This window comes from Pseudonocardia nigra, from assembly GCF_019396355.1.
In the GTDB taxonomy this organism is placed as follows: domain Bacteria; phylum Actinomycetota; class Actinomycetes; order Mycobacteriales; family Pseudonocardiaceae; genus Pseudonocardia; species Pseudonocardia nigra.
The window spans coordinates 1-16,464 of sequence record NZ_JAHKRK010000061.1 but is presented as its reverse complement, the minus strand read 5'-3'; the positions used below and the strand labels follow the sequence as shown (position 1 = coordinate 16,464).

At 74.7% G+C, this 16,464-nt stretch carries 18 protein-coding genes; 8 read left to right on the top strand and 10 right to left on the bottom strand.

The annotated features are described in order from the left end of the window. Window positions 1-280: 280 nt before the first annotated feature. Window positions 281-898, bottom strand: coding sequence for a nucleoside/nucleotide kinase family protein (locus tag KME75_RS17370; protein ID WP_219415878.1), 618 nt, complete (start codon window positions 896-898; stop codon window positions 281-283). 28 nt (window positions 899-926) lie between these two features. Beyond that, on the bottom strand, window positions 927-1,169 hold the full coding sequence (locus KME75_RS17365) for a DUF2630 family protein (RefSeq protein ID WP_219415877.1): 243 nt from the start codon (window positions 1,167-1,169) through the stop codon (window positions 927-929). A 143-nt stretch (window positions 1,170-1,312) separates the two neighbouring features. Here KME75_RS17365 and KME75_RS17360 point away from each other — a divergent pair, with 143 nt between their 5' ends. The 4 genes from KME75_RS17360 (at window position 1,313) to KME75_RS17345 (ending at window position 5,117) form a co-directional block, all read left to right on the top strand. Continuing rightward, on the top strand, window positions 1,313-2,431 hold the full coding sequence (locus KME75_RS17360) for a 5-methyltetrahydropteroyltriglutamate--homocysteine S-methyltransferase (protein ID WP_219415876.1): 1,119 nt from the start codon (window positions 1,313-1,315) through the stop codon (window positions 2,429-2,431). A 126-nt stretch (window positions 2,432-2,557) separates the two neighbouring features. Further along, entirely contained in the window at window positions 2,558-3,010 is a 453-nt protein-coding gene (locus KME75_RS17355) for a DUF4442 domain-containing protein (protein ID WP_308282851.1), read from the top strand. Window positions 3,011-3,045: 35 nt separating this feature from the next. Next, entirely contained in the window at window positions 3,046-3,705 is a 660-nt protein-coding gene (locus KME75_RS17350; RefSeq protein ID WP_219415875.1) for an NAD(P)H-binding protein, read from the top strand. Continuing rightward, window positions 3,702-5,117 (top strand): dihydrolipoyl dehydrogenase family protein, encoded by a 1,416-nt coding sequence (locus tag KME75_RS17345; protein WP_219415874.1) that lies wholly within the window; start codon window positions 3,702-3,704, stop codon window positions 5,115-5,117. The genes KME75_RS17350 and KME75_RS17345 overlap by 4 nt, the downstream gene beginning before the upstream one ends. 12 nt (window positions 5,118-5,129) lie before the next feature. On the opposite strand, the gene KME75_RS17340 is transcribed toward KME75_RS17345, so the two are convergent. The 5 genes from KME75_RS17340 to KME75_RS17320 all read right to left on the bottom strand — a co-directional run bounded on the left by KME75_RS17340 (window position 5,130) and on the right by KME75_RS17320 (window position 8,643). Next, window positions 5,130-6,128: a CopD family protein gene (locus KME75_RS17340; RefSeq protein ID WP_219415873.1), complete on the bottom strand. Its 999-nt coding sequence runs from the start codon at window positions 6,126-6,128 to the stop codon at window positions 5,130-5,132. Further along, window positions 6,125-6,709 carry a copper resistance CopC family protein gene (locus KME75_RS17335; protein ID WP_219415872.1) on the bottom strand — a complete coding sequence of 195 codons (585 nt, stop codon included), beginning with the start codon at window positions 6,707-6,709 and terminating at the stop codon, window positions 6,125-6,127. The genes KME75_RS17340 and KME75_RS17335 overlap by 4 nt, the downstream gene beginning before the upstream one ends. Further along, window positions 6,706-7,416 carry a YcnI family copper-binding membrane protein gene (locus tag KME75_RS17330; protein ID WP_219415871.1) on the bottom strand — a complete coding sequence of 237 codons (711 nt, stop codon included), beginning with the start codon at window positions 7,414-7,416 and terminating at the stop codon, window positions 6,706-6,708. Before KME75_RS17330 ends, KME75_RS17335 begins: the two co-directional genes overlap by 4 nt. Window positions 7,417-7,451: 35 nt before the next feature. Next, entirely contained in the window at window positions 7,452-7,976 is a 525-nt protein-coding gene (locus tag KME75_RS17325) for a hypothetical protein (RefSeq protein ID WP_219415870.1), read from the bottom strand. A 67-nt stretch (window positions 7,977-8,043) separates the two neighbouring features. Continuing rightward, window positions 8,044-8,643, bottom strand: a complete 600-nt coding sequence (locus KME75_RS17320; protein ID WP_219415869.1) for a DUF6474 family protein — start codon at window positions 8,641-8,643, stop codon at window positions 8,044-8,046. A 161-nt stretch (window positions 8,644-8,804) separates the two neighbouring features. On the opposite strand from KME75_RS17320, the gene KME75_RS17315 reads away from it, so the two are divergent. From KME75_RS17315 to KME75_RS17300, 4 genes are all read left to right on the top strand, one after another. Next, the gene (locus KME75_RS17315) at window positions 8,805-10,511 is read left to right on the top strand and encodes a TM0106 family RecB-like putative nuclease (protein WP_372452615.1); all 1,707 of its coding nucleotides are present in this window, start codon (window positions 8,805-8,807) and stop codon (window positions 10,509-10,511) included. A gap of 89 nt (window positions 10,512-10,600) precedes the next feature. Beyond that, window positions 10,601-11,266 (top strand): peptide-methionine (S)-S-oxide reductase MsrA, encoded by a 666-nt coding sequence (gene msrA / locus KME75_RS17310; RefSeq protein ID WP_219415868.1) that lies wholly within the window; start codon window positions 10,601-10,603, stop codon window positions 11,264-11,266. Between the two features lie 196 nt (window positions 11,267-11,462). Then, window positions 11,463-12,098 carry a TetR/AcrR family transcriptional regulator gene (locus KME75_RS17305; protein ID WP_219415898.1) on the top strand — a complete coding sequence of 212 codons (636 nt, stop codon included), beginning with the start codon at window positions 11,463-11,465 and terminating at the stop codon, window positions 12,096-12,098. Window positions 12,099-12,128: 30 nt separating this feature from the next. After that, window positions 12,129-14,486 carry a glycoside hydrolase family 65 protein gene (locus tag KME75_RS17300; RefSeq protein ID WP_219415867.1) on the top strand — a complete coding sequence of 786 codons (2,358 nt, stop codon included), beginning with the start codon at window positions 12,129-12,131 and terminating at the stop codon, window positions 14,484-14,486. Between the two features lie 236 nt (window positions 14,487-14,722). On the opposite strand, the gene KME75_RS17295 is transcribed toward KME75_RS17300, so the two are convergent. The 3 genes from KME75_RS17295 to KME75_RS17285 form a co-directional block, all read right to left on the bottom strand. Then, window positions 14,723-15,310: a TetR/AcrR family transcriptional regulator gene (locus KME75_RS17295; protein WP_219415866.1), complete on the bottom strand. Its 588-nt coding sequence runs from the start codon at window positions 15,308-15,310 to the stop codon at window positions 14,723-14,725. Continuing rightward, on the bottom strand, window positions 15,307-15,726 hold the full coding sequence (locus KME75_RS17290; RefSeq protein WP_219415865.1) for an aromatic-ring hydroxylase C-terminal domain-containing protein: 420 nt from the start codon (window positions 15,724-15,726) through the stop codon (window positions 15,307-15,309). The genes KME75_RS17295 and KME75_RS17290 overlap by 4 nt, the downstream gene beginning before the upstream one ends. A 56-nt stretch (window positions 15,727-15,782) precedes the next feature. Next, a partial coding sequence (locus KME75_RS17285) for an FAD-dependent monooxygenase (RefSeq protein ID WP_219415864.1) occupies window positions 15,783-16,464 on the bottom strand: 682 nt, incomplete at its 5' end.

The window sequence follows — 16,464 nt, the reverse complement described above, 5'->3', positions numbered from 1 at the left end:
GTCAGCGTGCTCGCGGAGCACGCTCACCCAGTCGTTCGGGATTTCGTCTGGGGGTGCAACCCCCAGACCCCGCCCGGAGGGGCTTCGCCCCCCGGACCCCCCTTCCAATGGTTGCGTCGGGTGGGTTCCCTCCGGTCCAGCGCGCCGTAAGTCGTCGCCCGTCAAGGATGCCGCAGGTCGTCGCCCGTCATGGATCCATTGCCGATCTCCTCTCATGATCTTCAAGGAACGACGATACCGGTGGCGGCCGGTTCCGGCCCGGTGATCTTTTCGGCGCCCCTCACCGGCGCACCGCCGGTCGCTCCGGGTGATCGGCGAGCACCAGCAGGTCGGCCTCTCCCGCCGGGTCTCGCTCGGTCTCGTAGCGGGCGTAGGCGGGCAGTGTCCACTGCTCCTCCACCGGGGTCCTCCTGGCCAGTGCCGGCCCGCTCATCCGCAGGTGCACGGCGAGGTCGAGCGGCAGCCCCCGGCCGAGCAGCAGTGCACCGGCGAGCACCACGACCCCGTCCTCGGGCAGCGCCGCGTACCCGTCGCGGTAGGCGCGGTCGGCCGCGGCGTCCCACAGTCGTGGCAGCACCCGCCCCGACCCGCCCGGGCCCGCCGGGTCGAGCACCTCCCGGATCAGCCCGCCGACGTCCAGCCACCCGTCGAGGAACTCGTCGGGGTCGGTGTGGCCGTACTCCAGACGCACCGAGGCCGGCCGCAGGAAGTCGAATGCGGACACCACGACCACGGCCCTGCCGAGCGCGCGCAGGTGCGTCGCCACCGATGCCGCCAGCGCGGCAGGTCGGGTCGGCGGTGGCCCGTCGAGCGCGAGGCGCACGCGCCCTGGGCGGGCGGCGACGAGCTCGGCCACCTCATCGGCGAGCCGGTTCGGGCTGACGGGGGTGACGTTCACGGTCCGATGGTGTCCCAACGCTCGTGGCCTACTGGCGGTAGCCCTCCACGACATCGGCCGGCCGTTCCTGCGCGCTGTCGGGGTCGAGGCCGGCCCGGCGCCGCGCGTCACGCTGGCGCAGCAGGTCCCAGTAGCGGTCCAGCTGCACGCCGAGCCGGTCCAGACGCTGCTTCTCCTCGTCCGACAGCGCCTGCCCGACATGGCTGCGTTCCAGGCGGTGCTCCTCCGCGACCAGCTCGTCGATCCGCCGGTGCAGTTCGTCGTCGTCCATGCCGTCCCCGTCCGATGTCGAAGGTGTGGGTCGCTGTCGTTGTACCCGTCTCCCGCCGGGTTGCCCATGATCGTGGGATGGGCCGGCTTCCGCCCCGCGGAACACCTCGCACGGGCGGCCGATGCGCGGATAGGTTGCCGACCATGCATGGACGCACCGAACCCCCGTTCCCGGCCGACCACGTCGGGAGCCTGCTCCGCCCACCGGCGCTCCTCGCGGCGAGGGAGCGGTTCGCCGCCGGCGACCTCGACGCCGACGGGCTGCGGGCGGCCGAGGACGAGGCCATCCGCGACGTCGTCGCGATGCAGGAGGAGATCGGGCTGCAGTCGGCCACCGACGGCGAGTTCCGCCGCTCGTCGTGGCACATGGACTTCATCTACCAGCTCGGCGGGATCAGCCGGACGAGCTCGAACCTCGCCGTGAAGTTCCACAACGCCACCGAGGAGATCGAGTTCACCCCGTCGGGGATGGCGGTGGACGGGAAGGTGCGGCTGGAGCAGCCGATCTTCGCCGACCACTTCCGGTTCCTTGCCGGGGAGACCAGATCGGCCGTGCCGAAGCTGACGATCCCGTCGCCCAGCATGGTCCACTACCGGGGCGGGCGGGCCGCGATCGATCCGGAGGTCTACCCGGACGTCGAGGAGTTCTGGACCGATCTCTCGGCGGCCTACGCCGACCAGATCCGTGCCATGGGCGACCTCGGGTGCCGCTACCTGCAGCTCGACGACACCAGCCTGGCGTACCTCAACGACCCGGCCCAGCGCGCCGAGCTCGCCGCCCGCGGCGACGACGCCGACGCCCAGCACCTGCGCTACATCAAGCAGATCAACGCGGCGGTCGCGAACCGGCCGGAGGGCATGCGGATCACCACCCACATGTGCCGCGGCAACTTCCGCTCGTCCTGGGTCGCGGAGGGCGGGTACGACTTCGTGGCCGAGGCGCTCTTCGGCGAGCTCGACGTCGACGGGTTCTTCTGCGAGTTCGACGACGAGCGCTCCGGCGGGTTCGCGCCGCTGCGGTTCGTGCGGCCCGGCAAGCAGGTGGTGCTCGGGCTCGTCACGACCAAGCGCGGTGAGCTCGAGGACCCGGACGTGCTCAAGCGACGGATCGACGAGGCCGCGAAGTACGTGCCGCTCGACCAGCTGTGCCTGTCCCCGCAATGCGGGTTCTCCTCCACGGTGGAGGGCAACAGCCTCAGCTACAACGAGCAGGTGGCGAAGCTGCGGCTGATCGTCGACGTGGCGCAGGACGTCTGGGGCTGACCCGGACACTGCCCCGCGCGAATTGCCAGCAAGGTGGCCTTGCTGCCGTCCAGTGGCAGTATCGCCACCTTGCTGGCGTTCCCGGGACCGCTTCCCGCCGGTGCTACTCGCCAGTAGGCTTCGGTCGTGACGACGGACACGAGCTGGGTCGGCGCGACGATGGGCACGACCGTGCCGTGGGTGGGCACCGTCGGTGTGGAGTTCGGGGAGGTCACGCCCCAGCGGGTGGTGGCGCACCTGCCCGACGCCGCCGAGCTGCGCAACCACGTCGGCGGCCCGCACGCGGCGATGATCTTCGGTCTGGGCGAGACCGCGTCCGGGGCGGTCACGCTCGCCGCGTTCGCCCCGGCCATGGAGCGGGCCACGCCGCTGCCCGTCCGCAGCGACATCGAGTACCTCCGCGTCGCGCGCGGCCCGCTCACGGCGGTGGCCGTGCTCGAGCGCCCCGCCGCCGACGTGCTCGCCGAGCTCGACGCTGGGACGCGTCCGGAGTTCGCCGTGGCGGTCACGATCAGCGACGCGCAGGCGCGGGAGACCACCCGGATGACCGTCGTCTGGACATTGCGCCCGAATCGATAGAGCGCGCCGCCTCCGGTGCCGCTACCGTCCGGCCCGTGCACGTGGTGATCGCCGGAGGACACGGGAAGATCGGATTGCGGCTGGCCGCGCTGTTGGCGGGCCGCGGGGACGTGGTCACCGGGGTGGTCCGCAACCCCGACCATCGCGAGGACCTCGAACGTGCGGGTGCGACGGCGGCCGTCGTCGACCTGGAGTCGGCAGGCGTCGACGAGCTGGCCGTCCACCTCACGGGCGCCGACGCGGTGGTGTTCGCCGCCGGTGCCGGCCCGGGCAGCGGGGTGGCCCGCAAGGACACCGTCGACCGGGCGGCGGCCCTGCTGCTCGCCGATGCGGCCACGCAGGCGGGCGTCCGCCGCTACCTGCTGGTCTCGTCGATGGGGGTGGACGCGGAGCCCGACCCGGAGCGGGGCGAGGTCTGGGCGGCGTACATCCGGGCGAAGAAGGCCGCCGAGGAGGCGATCACCAGCAGCGAGCTCGAGTGGACGGTCCTACGGCCCGGCCGGCTCACCGACGACCCCGGCACCGGGTTGGTGCTGCTCGGGCCGCCGCCCGTCGGCCCCGGCCCGATCAGCCGCGACGACACCGCCGCCGTAATCGCCGCGCTGCTCGACCACCCCGCCACCGCCGGGCACGTGCTGGAGCTGCGCGAGGGCGACGCCGACGTGCTCGAGGCCGTCACCGCGGTGTCGTCATGAGCGCCCCGCGCACCGTCGATGTGATCGTCATCGGCGGCGGCGCCGTGGGCGAGAACGCCGCCGACTACGCCGTCCGCGCCGGGCTCTCCGCGGTGCTCGTCGAGGCCGAGCTGCTCGGCGGGGAGTGCTCGTACTGGGCATGCATGCCGTCCAAGGCGCTGCTGCGCACCGGGCACGCGGTCGCCGCGGTGCGCAGGCTGCCCGGCACCAGCGCGGAGTTCGACCCCGCCGCCGTGCTCGACCGGCGCGACGGCTTCACCTCGCACTGGAACGACGAGAGCCAGGTCCAGTGGGCGCGGGGCGCGGGTATCACAGTCCTGCGGGGGCATGCCCGGCTCACCGGGGAGCGCACCGTCGCCGTCGAGGACGGCCCGGCGGGCGCGCAGACGCTCAGGGCCCGGCACGCCGTCGTGGTCTGCACCGGGAGCGTGCCGGTCCGGCCGCCGGTCCCGGGGCTCGACACCGTGCGGACGTGGGGCTCCCGGGAGGCCACGTCGGCCAAGGAGGTGCCGGCCCGGCTCGGCGTGGTCGGCGGCGGGGTCGTCGGCTGCGAGCTGGCGCAAGCGTTCCGGCGGCTCGGCGCGCAGGTCACGCTCCTGCAACGGTCGGAGCGGCTGCTGCAGGGGCTGGAGCCGTTCGCGGGGGATCGGGTCGCCGCTGCCCTGCGCGCCGAAGGCGTCGACGTGCGGCTGGGTGCGGAGCTGGACTCCGTGGCGCCCGACGGCGATGCCGTCGCGCTGCGGGTCGGCGGCGAGACGATCAGCGTGGACGAGCTGCTCGTCGCGACCGGGCGCAGGCCGAACACCGACGACGTCGGGCTGGAAGCGGTCGGGCTCGACCCGGGCGGGCCCCTGGTGGTGGACGACTCCGGGTTGGTGGAGGGCGTCGCGGGGCAGTGGCTCTACGCGGCGGGTGACGTCACCGGCCGGGCCCCGCTGACCCATCAGGGCAAGTACGCCGCGCGGATCGTCGGCGCGGCGATCGGCGCCCGGGCGATCGGCCAGGAGCCGGAGACGTGGGCGTGGGGCGAGCACGCGGCCACCGCCGACCACACCGCGGTGCCGCAGGTGGTGTTCACCGACCCGGAGGTTGCCGGCGTCGGCCGGACCGCCGAGCAGGCGAGGGACGCCGGGCTCGACGTGCGGGTCGTCGACCTGCCGATCGCGGTGGCGGGCTCGGCGCTCGAGGCGGACGGTTACGACGGCGCGGCACGCATGGTGGTGGACGAGCGCCGGGGAGTTCTCGTCGGCGTGACGTTCGTCGGCCAGGACGTGGCGGAGATGCTGCACGCGGCGACGATCGCCGTCGTCGGGGAGGTGCCGATGCATCGGCTGTGGCACGCCGTGCCCGCCTACCCGACGATCAGCGAGGTGTGGCTGCGGCTGCTGGAGGCCTACCGCACGCCGTCGTAGTGGCGGGTTCCTCTACGCGCTCTGGGCCAGCGCGGCGGCCAGGCCCAGCGTCAGCGCCATCAGCGCCGTCTCCAGGCCTGCCCAGCGCAGCACGGGGAGGCGGCCGGTCGCGAGCCTGCGGCGGGCCAGCCCGCCCAGGCAGGCGAGCAGCACGAGGCAGGCGGACTTGGCCAGCACGAGCAGGCCGTAGGGCGTGGTGACCAACCCGGCCCAGCCCTCGACCCGGAGCACGGCGTTGACCACTCCGGTGAGGGTCACCGCGGCGATGCAGATCCCGGCGAGCCGGGAGAAGCCGGGCAGCACCGCGTCCAGCAGCGGGCGGTGGCGGGCCACGAGCACCAGCACTGCGGCGAGCCCGCCGACCCAGAGCGCGGCCGCGCCGACGTGCAGCGCCATCGTGATCACCGCGAGCTGGTGGTCGGCGGCGGTGCCGGCGTGCCCGGTCACGCCGGGCGTGATGACCCCGAGCAGCGCGGCGATCAGCACCACCCGCACCTGGACCAGGCCGGGGTCGCGCAACCGGACGACGGCGCAGCCGAGCACGACCGCGACGCAGCCCGCCGTGAGCACCATGCCGCGGCCCGCGGCGAGCTGGGCCGACCAGCGCGTGAGCTCGTCCCACCCGATGCGGTGGACCGGGCGGCCGAACGCGTCGGCGGTGCGGTAGGCGACCCCGAGCAGCACGAGCACCAGCCAGGCGCCGGAGAGGGCGACCACGGCGCGGTCCGCCGCGGCGCGCACTCCGGCGAGCGCGCGGCCGGCCCCACCGGGCAGGTCGGCCCGGTTCCCGGGAAGTAGCACGCCCAGCAGCGCCAGCCCGACGCACGCCACGCCCGCGACGTCCATACCGGAGCGGGTGACGGCGATGCCGGCGAGCACGGACGGCGCCGAGCTCAGCGGCGTGGCGGTAAGCAGGCCCACCAGCACCGCGGTGCCGACCGCGAGCCCGGCCCAGCCGACCGGTGGCAGCCACCGGACGGCCGGGTGCGGGCGCGCGGCCGGCGGCGTCATCCCCGGCCCAGCCGCAGCGCCGCGACGACGCCCCCGGCGACGAGCACGGCCGCTCCGACGATCCACGGCCATACGGGAGCGCCACCATCGGCGCCGTCCGCGCGGGCGTCCGTGGCTTCCTCGGCGGGCGGTGCGCTCGTGGGACCGGCGTCGGCGGGTGCGCTCGGGCCCGTGGCGGTGCCTGCGGGTGCCCCGGCGGCCGGGCCCGGCTCGGTCAGCGTGAACGTGACGCTGCCGGTGACCGGATGCCCGTCCTCGGAGACGACCCGGTAGCCGACCTGGTACTCGCCGGCCGGGCCGAGCGGCTGCACGCCGATGCTGACGTCGCGGCCCTCGGCGGTGACGTCACCCGCCTCGTAGTGCGTCCCGTCGGGGCCGACGACCGTGACGGTGGCGAAGCCGGGCTGCATCGTCTCGTTGAACGTCAGGGTGACGCGTTCCGGACCCGTGGCGGTGCTGGTGCCGTCGGCGGGGTCGCTGCCCTGCAGGCGGGCGTGCGCGAGCGCCGGGGTGGTGCCGAGCAGCAGGGCGAGGCCGCAGAGCAGGGTGACCGCGACGGCGCGGAGGGCTCGGGTGGTCATCGCTCGCCCCCCTGCATGCGCCTGCCGCGGAGTACGGCTCCTGCACCGAGGCCGAGGCCGAGCGCACCGACGAGGAGCCCGCCGCCGCCCAGCCACCGCGCCGTGGCGTCGATGCCGTCCCCGGCCGCCGCTGTGACGACGGGTTGCGCCTCGGCGGGATCGGTCAGGGTGACGGTCGGGGCGGGCCGCTCGGGTTCGGAGCCGTCGACCGACGGCGGCTGGTCCCACGCGACGACCTCGCCGTCGTCGTAGGTCTGCACGGCGGGCAGCACGAGCGAGTCGGTGTCGGTGGGCAGCGGACCGAGCGACAGGGGGAACTCGGCGAACTCGCCGGGACCGATCCGGACGCCCGGGTCGGCGGTCCAGGTGACGGTCCGGGGCGCCTCGGCGATCGTGCGCCCGTTCCGTTCGATCGGCGGGTCGAGAAGGGCCGAGGTGACGGTGGCGGTCCAGCCGGGGCGCGGCGTGGTGCGCACCGAGGTGATCGGGTGGTCGGCGGGCAGCGTCACCTCGAGCTTCACGGTGCCGGCCGTGTCGGACTCGGTGGGCACGCGCAGCGCGATCACGGCGTACCCGCCCTTCTCTGCGGTGCCGGGCTGGGCGGTGACGTGGGCGAGCGCCGGGGCGGCGCCCAGCAGCGCTGCTCCCGCGGCGACCGCGAGGACGGCGCCGGCCCGCAGCGCGGACCGACGGGCGAACAAGGTCATGGAATTCTCCGGTGGGGATCGGGTGAAAGGGGTGGTCAGCACCCCACCGGAGGGCCGCGGCGCACCTGGGCTGCGGCGAGGACGAGCGCGAGGCGCACGGGGACGGCGGGCCCGGGCACCGGGCGGGTGGGCAGCGGACGGTCGGCGGGCGGCGGGGTGAGCCGCCGCGGCACGACCCGGCGCAGCGCGGCGGCCAGCCCGGCGATGGCGCGGTCGGCGATGCGCAGCATCAGCGCCGTGACGAGCGTGACCGCGGCATGCATGCCGAGCATCCCGGTCCCGGAGGACACCGCGGCGTCCACTGCGTGGTGGGGCGGGTGCATCAGCACCATCAGCTGGTGCAGTGCGAGTTGACCGGCACCGAGGATGCCGATCGTGCCGACCGCACCGCGGCAGCGCTCCGCGACCGCCACGAACACGCCGGCGAGCAGCGGGGACAGCACCGTGAGGAGGGCGAGGTCGGGCAGCGCTCCGCCGCCCGCGACGTGCCCGACGGCGGTGAGCAGGGTGCTGAGCGCGGCCAGAGTGGCCCCACGCAGCATCCCCGCATCGCCGTTCACAGCCCGACGGTAGCCCGGGGTCGCGCCGGGCGGGTCGCGGGCCGCGCTTCCGACGCCAGGGGGAGGGCTACGGCGTGATGTCCAGGTGCCGGAGCAGCTCGGTCTCGATCCGGTCCAGCTCCCCGCTGATCGCCCGGTACGCGGCGCGCCTGCGCTGCGCGGGCATCTGCTCGGCGGCGCGCACCCCGACGGCCAGGTCGGCCAGCCGCGGGCGGATGTCCGCGGCGAACGCGCGGCCGGCGTCGGTGCCGTGCGCCTCGCCGGCCGCCTCGATCTCGTTCAGCGCCTCCGCCACGCGGGACAGCCGGGCGTGCAGTGCACCGCCAGGGCCGGCGTAGGCCGCCAGCTGCCCGGGGTCCACGCCGAGCCGCGCCGCCCGGTGGTTGTCCCACCGGGAGCGGAGCACGCCGGCGGCGGCGAGCGCGTACGGCGCGAGCAGCGGGGCGACGGCCTTCCCGACGCCGATCAGTCGCTTCGCCCGGGACGCCGTGAGCGGCCTGCGGACGGGCCGGGTGAGATCGGCTCCCGCGTGCTCGGCGCGTGCGCCCGCCTTACGGGTGGCCTCGCCCGCCCTGCGCGTGACCTCGCCCACGACGGCCGTGACGTCGCCCGGCGGCTCCACCGCGGCGTCCGCGTCGACCCGGCCGGACCGTCGCCGGAGTCCCATCCGCTCACCCTCCTCGTACCCGTTCCGGTGATCCGGTACGGGTGGGACGCAGCTTAGGGGCACCGTGGGCGTCGGCGCTGGCCTCCGCGGGCGCGTCGCGCCGACCACACCCGTCCGGCGTCGACCGCCGACTGTCGGTGCCCGTCATTACCCTCGGGCCCGTGACCGCGATCGAGAACCGGCCCCCCGACGCGGGGCCCACCCTGGGAAACGGGGTGTCCCTCGACGCCGCGGCCACCTCACGGTGCAGGCGCCGCGTGCACCTCGACCACGACCCCTCCGCGGCCGACGCACCGCGGGCCCTGCCCGATCCGTCGCTCGAGCAACGGCGGGCCGATGCCGCCGAGCACCGCGTGCGCATCGGTGAGCGGCTCGCCCTGGCCACCGGGCCCGCCTGGCACGTCGTCCCCCCGTCCGGACCGTCGCACGAGCGGATCGCGGCCACTGCGGCACTCGTGACCGAGGGCGCCCCGCTGATCTGGGGCGCCGTGCTGCCCGACGAGGCAGGGGCGGGCCGCCGCGGCGGCGCCGAGCTGCTGGTACGGGCGCCGGGTGGGGGGTACCTGCCCGTCATCGTCGTCCGGCACCGGATCACCGACCCGGGCGAAGGCGCGCTCACGTCCCCGCTGCTCGATCCGTGGTTGCGCCGCGCGCATCCGGATCCCCGGCGCAAGGTGCGGTCGCAGCCGCGCGACCTGCTGCGGCTGGCCCACCTCAACCGCATGCTGCACGCCGCGGGCTGGGCGGCGGCCCACGAGCTCCAGCACGGCGACCACGGCGGCGTCATCGGCATGGACGCCGACGTCGTCGTGTGGCACGACCTGCGCGCGGGCCACTGGCCGGGCGGCCGCTCCACGCTCGCCGAGTACGACGCGCGGTTCGCCGACCGCACCGCGATCGCCGTCGCCGCGGCCACCGGAGCCCCCGCGCTCGCCGAGCCGTCCCGGATCACCGAGTGCAAGCGGTGCCCGTGGTGGCCCACCTGTGAGGCCGGGCTCGAACGCGTCGACGACGTCAGCCTGGTGGTGCGGGGGGAGACGGCCGTCGCGCTGCGCGAGGTCGGCGTGCGCACCGTGCACGAGCTCGCAGCGCTCGACCCGATGGCCGCGCCGCCGGTCGTGCTGCCCGGGGTGCCGTTCCCCGACCTGATCGCGTTGGCGCGGGCGCGGGAACGCAACCTCTCCGTGGTGCGGCGGGTGCCGCGGGTGCCGGTGCGGCGCGCCGACGTCGAGGTCGACATCGACATGGAGAGCTTCGGCGAGGCCGGGGCGTACCTGTGGGGGGTGCTGCTCTCGCACCCCGGCGGGCGCAGACCCGGCGACGGGCCCGACGGGTACCGCGCCTTCGCCACCTGGGAGCCGGTGCCCACCGAGGACGAGGCGCGATCGTTCGCCGAGTTCTGGGGCTGGCTGCGCGACGTCCGCGCGGCCGCGGCGAGCAGCGGCCGCACGTTCGCGGCCTACTGCTACAACGAGCAGGCCGAGAACCGGTGGCTGCTCGCGTCCGCGCGCCGGTTCGCCGGGCTGCCCGGCATCCCGCCGGTGGCCGAGGTCGAGGCGTTCATCGCCGACGAGTCCTGGGTCGACCTGTTCGCGGTGGTCAGCGAGTGGTTCCTGTGTGCCCACGGCAAGGGCCTCAAGCGCATCGCCCCGGCGGCGGGCTTCACCTGGCGCGACCCGGAGGCCGGCGGCGAGAACTCCATGCGGTGGTACCGCCACGCCGTCGGCATGCACGGCGGACCGCCCGACGAGGAACAGCGGATCCGGCTCCTGGAGTACAACGCCGACGACGTGGCGGCCACCCGCGCCCTGCGGGAGTGGATGTCCACCCGCGCGGTCCAGGAGGTGCCGCTGGCCGACGAGGTCTGAGCGGTCCTGCCCGACCTGCGGGACTCGCCCGCGAGTCGCCCGTTTTCGACACCCGAGTCGCCCCTGCCTGCGCGGCGTAGCCTGGAGACATGGGTCTGTTCGGGCGCGACAAGTCGGAGATGATCACTGCTGAGCGGGCGTTGCCGGGGCGACAGACACCCCTGCAGGTCCCGGTCGAGCACTTCGTGAACGGCCACCGCATCCAGCCGCCGTTCCCGGAGGGGCTGCAGACCGCCGTGTTCGGGATGGGCTGCTTCTGGGGTGCGGAGCGCATCTTCTGGCAGACGCCGGGGGTCTACTCCACGGCGGTCGGCTACGCGGGCGGGTTCACCGAGAACCCCACCTACGAGGAGACCTGTTCCGGGCTCACCGGTCACACCGAGGTCGTGCTCGTCGTGTTCGATCCCGCGCAGGTCAGCTACGAGACGCTGCTCAAGGTGTTCTGGGAGGGCCACGACCCGACGCAGGGCATGCGCCAGGGCAACGACCGCGGCACCCAGTACCGCTCCGCCGTCTACTACACCGACGACGCGCAGCGTGAGCTCGCCGAGGCCACCGCCGGCACGTACGGCGAGGCTCTCCGAGCCGGCGGCTACGGCCCGGTCACCACGGAGATCGCGCCCTTGCGCAGCTTCTACTACGCCGAGGACTACCACCAGCAGTACCTCGCGAAGGTGCCCAACGGCTACTGCGGCATCGGTGGCACGGGGGTGTCCTGCCCGGTGGGCACGGGCCTACGGCCCGAAGCGGGCTGACCCCGCCGTTCGGACGGGCGGCGTGTCCGCACGTCGTAATCCCAGAACTGCATGCTGGACGCCAAGTTTGGAATGACGTTCCACTCATAGATTCCACCATCGCCTTCTCCGCATCGGAGAACGGGCGCCCCCCGGAAGCTCGCCGTGCTGTCGACCGGTGTTGTAGCGTGATCATGGAACATGTGGGTGGAACGTCATTCCAGCACCGGAGAACATCATCACGCGCACCCGTCACCAGGCTCGGGCCGAGCGGGCCCGGGCGACCCGAGCCCGCATCGTCGAGGCAGCGGCGCCGCTCTTCGTCCGCGAGGGCTACCTCGACACCACGATGGCCGGCATCGCCCGGGCGGCGGGCGTCGCGGTCCAGACCCTCTACCTGTCCTTCGGCAGCAAGGCGGCAGTTCTGGAGGCGGCGCTGGGCGCCGCGGCCGACGACGCCCCGATCGAGTGCATCGAACACCTCGGGTCGGAGCCGGACGGTCGGGCCGCACTCCTCCGCTACGCCGCGGTCACCACGCGGGCCATCGAGCGCCAGCACGCCCTGGACGCGGTCCTGCGGGCGGCTGCTGCCGACCCCGAACCCGCCGAGCTGCTGGACCGCATGCGACGGGCGGCGCTCGCCGTGCACGCCCGCGCGGTCGACGAGCTCGCCGAGAAGCCGGGGTTCACCACGCAGATCTCCGTGCAGCGGGCCACCGAGATCGTCGGGGCGCTGCTGTCGCCGGAGGCCTATGGTCTGCTCGTCGTCACGAGTGGATGGCCCGCGGCGGACTGGACGGAATGGACCAGCCGGCACATCGCGGCCGACCTCTTCCCCGGCGACCCGGCATGAACACCCACCATCGGGGGGAACGAACGGGGCGTGACGGTTCCGGACGCCTACACGGCCGAGCCCTGGACGGTGCGTGAGCCGCGTCCGCGGCTGGACATCCTCGCCGACTCCGAGAGCGTCTTCGCGCTGTCCAACGGCTGCCTCGGGATCCGCGGCACGTTCGACGAGGGCGACCCCAACGGAATGCCCGGCACCTACCTCGCCGGCCTGTACGAGCTGCGGACGATGGTCTACACCGAGACCGCGTACGGACAGCCCGAGGCCACCCAGACGCTGGTCAACACGATTGACGGGACGCTGCTGCGGCTGACGGTCGACGGGCAGCCGCTGGACCTGCGGGCGGGCGAACTGCCCCACCACGAGCGCGTGCTCGACCTGCGGGCCGGCACGCTCACCCGCACGCTCCGCTGGTGCTCGCCCGCCGGGCGGCACGTCGACGTGCGCTCGGAGCGGCTGGTCTCCTTCGTGCACCGGGGGGCGGCGGCGATCCGGTACACGGTGCGGGCCGTGGACGAGCCGCTCGAGATCGTGCTGACCTCCGGCCTGGTCGCCAACCGCCAGCAGCCACACCTCCCGACGCACCCCAGCTCCGCCGACCTGCTGCAGCACCCCCTGGACCCGCTCGAACACCATGTCGACCGCAGGCGGCTCACGCTGCTGCACCGGATGCACCGGTCCGGGTTCGTCGTCGGGGCCGCCGCCGAGCACCTGGTGGACGGCCCGGACGAGCTCGAGGTGCACGTCGACAGCAACGACGACTGGGCCCGGCTGACGGTGACCGCGCGGCTGGAGCACAGCCAGGAGCTCACGGTCGTCAAGGTGCTCGGCTACGCGTGGTCGGGTGAGCGCTCGGTCGGCGCGGTGCGCGACGAGGTGTCCGCCACCGTCACGGCCGCGCAGCACACCGGGTGGGCCGGGCTCGTCGACGCGCAGCGCCGCTACCTCGACGCCTTCTGGGCCGACGCCGACGTGGAGATCGAGGGCGACGACGAGCTCCAGCAGGCCGTGCGGTTCGCGTTGTTCCACCTGCTCCAGGCCACTGCGCGCGCGGAGGGCCGCGCGATCGCGAGCAAGGCGCTCACGGGAACCGGGTACGAGGGCCACACGCTGTGGGACACGGACACGTTCGTGCTGCAGGTGATGACGGCCCTGCGCCCGGAGATCACCCGCCAGGCCCTGGGCTGGCGGCACGCGACGCTGCCGAAGGCGCTGGACCGAGCCCGCCGGCTCGACCTGCGCGGTGCGACCTTCCCGTGGCGCACGATCGACGGCGAGGAGTGCTCGGGCTACTGGCCTGCCGGAACGGCGGCGGTGCACGTCAACGCCGACATCGCCGACGCGGTGATCCGCTACGTGGAAGCGACGGGCGACGACGCTTTCGCGCGGACCGCCGGCCTGGACCTGCTGGTGGCGACCGCCCGCATGTGGGCCTCGTTGGGCCACCGCGGCAGCGACGGCCGGTTCCACATCTTCGGCGTGACGGGGCCCGACGAGTACAGCGCATTGGCCGACGACAACGTCTACACGAACCTGATGGCCCGGCGGAACCTCCTGCGGGCGGCCCGGTGGTCGAGGGCGCACCCCGACGACGCGGCCCGCCTCGGCGTCGACGCCGCCGAGATCGACGACTGGCAGGCGGCCGGTGAGACGATGGCCGTGCCGTACGACGCCGAGCGCGGGGTGCACCCCCAGGCGGCGGGGTTCACCGATCAGCCCCGCTGGGACTTCGCCGGCACCGCACCCGACAGCTACCCGCTGCACAGCCACTTTCCCTACCTGCAGCTCTACCGGAAGCAGGTGGTGAAGCAGGCCGACCTCGTGCTCGCGCTGCACCTGTGCTGCGAGGGGTTCACCGCGGAGGAGAAGGCCCGTGACTTCGCCTACTACGAGGGCGTGACGGTGCGCGACTCCTCGCTGTCGGCGCCGTGTCAGGCCGTGGTCGCAGCCGAGCTGGGGCACCTGGAGCTGGCGCTGGCCTACCTCGCCGAGTCGGCGCTGGCGGACCTGCGCGACGGGGAGCGGGACTCCTCGGACGGGCTGCACGTCGCCGCGCTCGCCGGGACGTGGATCGGGCTCGTCGCGGGTTTCGGTGGACTTCGCCAGGTCGACGGCGAGCTGCACTTCCGTCCCGCGCTCCCGGAGACCCTCCGGAGGCTCACGTTCCGGCTCCGGCACCTCGGCCGGGCGCTGCGCGTGTCGGTCACCCCGGAGGAGGTGGAGTACGCCCTGGTGGACGGCGAGCCCTTGACGATCCGGCACGACGGCGAGGAGATCGAGCTGACCGCCGACGAGGCGGTGACTCGCCCGGCCGTGCGAACGACCCACCACGACGCGCCTGCCCAGCCGGCACACCGGGAGCCGCGGCGCCGGTCGGCGCCTCCCGCCTGATCAGTGCCTGCGCCGGAGCATCTGCCGGACGAGCGCCACCACCAGCCACAGCACGGCCAGGGGCAGCAGGATCCACAAGGCGGGCGCGCCGATCACCAGTGCGCGTCGCGGGCCGGGCCCGGGGGCCGGGTGTCCAGCGCGAACGCCACCAGCACGAGTGCGCCCGCGGCGGCCACCGCCAGTGCGGGCCATCGCAGTGGGCGCCACATCCGGCCATCATGCCGTGTCCGGAGCCGTCAGCGCCGCGCTGCGCGCAGGATCGTGAACGCCTCGTCCACCAGCGCGTCGAGAGCGGTGGCGCCACCGCCGTCGGACCATTCGGCGAGCGCCGTGGTCAGTGCCGCGAGCGCGGCGGCGGCGAGCACCTGCATGCGGTAGGTCGGTTCGGCGAGTCCGGCCCGGTCGGCGAGAGCACTGGCGAAGAGCCGCCGCGTGGCGAGCTGGTTGTCGGCCTGGCGGGCCCGCAGCGCCGGGGTCGACAGGACGAGCCGGGTGCGTTCGAGGAGGACGTCGCGCCCGTCCGGGAGGACCGCGGCGAGCCCCTGCAGGATCGCGCGGTGGATCGCGGTGACCGGCTCCTCGTCCGGTGGCCGGTCGCGGATCAGCGCGGCGATCATCGGGTCGTGATCGTCGGTGTCGACCACCGACTCCTTCGTGGGGAAGTGCCGGAAGAAGGTCATGTGCGACACCCCGGCCGCCGACGAGATCTGCTCGACGGTGGTGGCGTCGTAGCCCTGGGCCAGGAAGAGCCGCAGCGCGTGCTCCTGGATCGCGCGCCGCGTCGCGGCCTTCCTGGCCTCCCGCCGTCCCCCGGGCGTGGTCATCTGGCCGCGGCGCGCTCTCGTCGCGGCGGCGAGAGGACGCCGGCGAGCCACTCGCCCAGCGCGGCGCGACGCCGTCCCCGCCAGGCGAGGTGCCCGTCCGGACGGATCAGGGACGCCTCGTCCCGCCCGGCCAACGGCTCCAGCCGGGCGACGGCGCCGAGCTGCCCGGCGGCAATGTCCGCACAGGCGGTCCGCTGCGCCGGGTCGGCCGCCAGCAGCGCCCACCCGCGACCGAGCTCCGCGTACAGCCGGGTCGGCCGGCCGTCGACGCGGCACTCCAGGTCGGGGACGCGGTCACCCGGGCGCGGGCGGGCGACGCCGCGGGGGGCGAGCGGGCCACCGCGGTAGGTGATCGTCAGCTGCGAGGCGCGCTCCCAGATCAGGCGCTGGACGAGCCGCCGGTTCATCAGGGGCATCACGACATGGTCGCGGACGAGCCGGGCGGGGGTGCTCCCGCCCAGCACGACGCCCGTCAATCCGCTCGTGGACGCAGGACGTCGGCGGCGACGGGGCGCCGCTCGGCCTCGTAGGTGTCGAGCAGCGCGAAATCGGCGCGTCCGTGCGCGACGAGAGCGAGCTTCCACGCCAGGTTCTCGGCGTCGCCGAGCCCGGTGTTGAGCCCCTGCCCGCCGAACGGACTGTGGATGTGCGCCGCGTCCCCCGCCAGCAGCACCCGTCCCCGGCGGTAGCCATCGGCGAGGCACCGGTGGAACCGGAACGTCGACGTCCAGACGGCCTCGCCGACGGCTGATGCGGGCAGGCCCGCGCGCTGCTCGAGCAGCCCGGCCAGGGTGGCGAGGACGTCGCTCGGCTCGCCGGCGGGCGCCGGTGCCATCAGCCGCCACAGGTGCTCGCCCGGCAGCGGGAACGCGGCGAGCATCTCGTCCCCGTCCAGCCAGACGGGCACGGTGTCCCGGGGGACCGGCAGCTCGGCGCGGACGTCGGCGAGGAGGAAGCGCTCGACGAGCGGAACCCCGGGGAAACCGATTCCGGCGGTCTTGCGGACCCGGCTGTGCGCGCCGTCGCAGCCCACGACCCACCCGGCCGCGACCTCGTCCCCGTCCGCGAGCCGGGCCCGCACGCCGTCGGCCGCCGCGGTGACCTCGGTGACCGCGCGGCCCCACTCGACCGCGGCGCCGAGGTCCTGCAGCCGC

Excerpts from the sequence above, each read along its gene's own strand:
- KME75_RS17330 (WP_219415871.1), bottom strand. The coding sequence starts at position 7,416 with ATGACCTTGTTCGCCCGTCGGTCCGCGCTGCGGGCCGGCGCCGTCCTC.
- msrA (WP_219415868.1), top strand. The coding sequence starts at position 10,601 with ATGGGTCTGTTCGGGCGCGACAAGTCGGAGATGATCACTGCTGAGCGG.
- KME75_RS17360 (WP_219415876.1), top strand. The coding sequence starts at position 1,313 with ATGCATGGACGCACCGAACCCCCGTTCCCGGCCGACCACGTCGGGAGC.
- KME75_RS17290 (WP_219415865.1), bottom strand. The coding sequence starts at position 15,726 with ATGCCCCTGATGAACCGGCGGCTCGTCCAGCGCCTGATCTGGGAGCGC.
- KME75_RS17345 (WP_219415874.1), top strand. The coding sequence starts at position 3,702 with ATGAGCGCCCCGCGCACCGTCGATGTGATCGTCATCGGCGGCGGCGCC.
- KME75_RS17365 (WP_219415877.1), bottom strand. The coding sequence starts at position 1,169 with ATGGACGACGACGAACTGCACCGGCGGATCGACGAGCTGGTCGCGGAG.
- KME75_RS17335 (WP_219415872.1), bottom strand. The coding sequence starts at position 6,709 with ATGACCACCCGAGCCCTCCGCGCCGTCGCGGTCACCCTGCTCTGCGGC.
- KME75_RS17295 (WP_219415866.1), bottom strand. The coding sequence starts at position 15,310 with ATGACCACGCCCGGGGGACGGCGGGAGGCCAGGAAGGCCGCGACGCGG.
- KME75_RS17340 (WP_219415873.1), bottom strand. The coding sequence starts at position 6,128 with ATGACGCCGCCGGCCGCGCGCCCGCACCCGGCCGTCCGGTGGCTGCCA.
- KME75_RS17320 (WP_219415869.1), bottom strand. The coding sequence starts at position 8,643 with ATGGGACTCCGGCGACGGTCCGGCCGGGTCGACGCGGACGCCGCGGTG.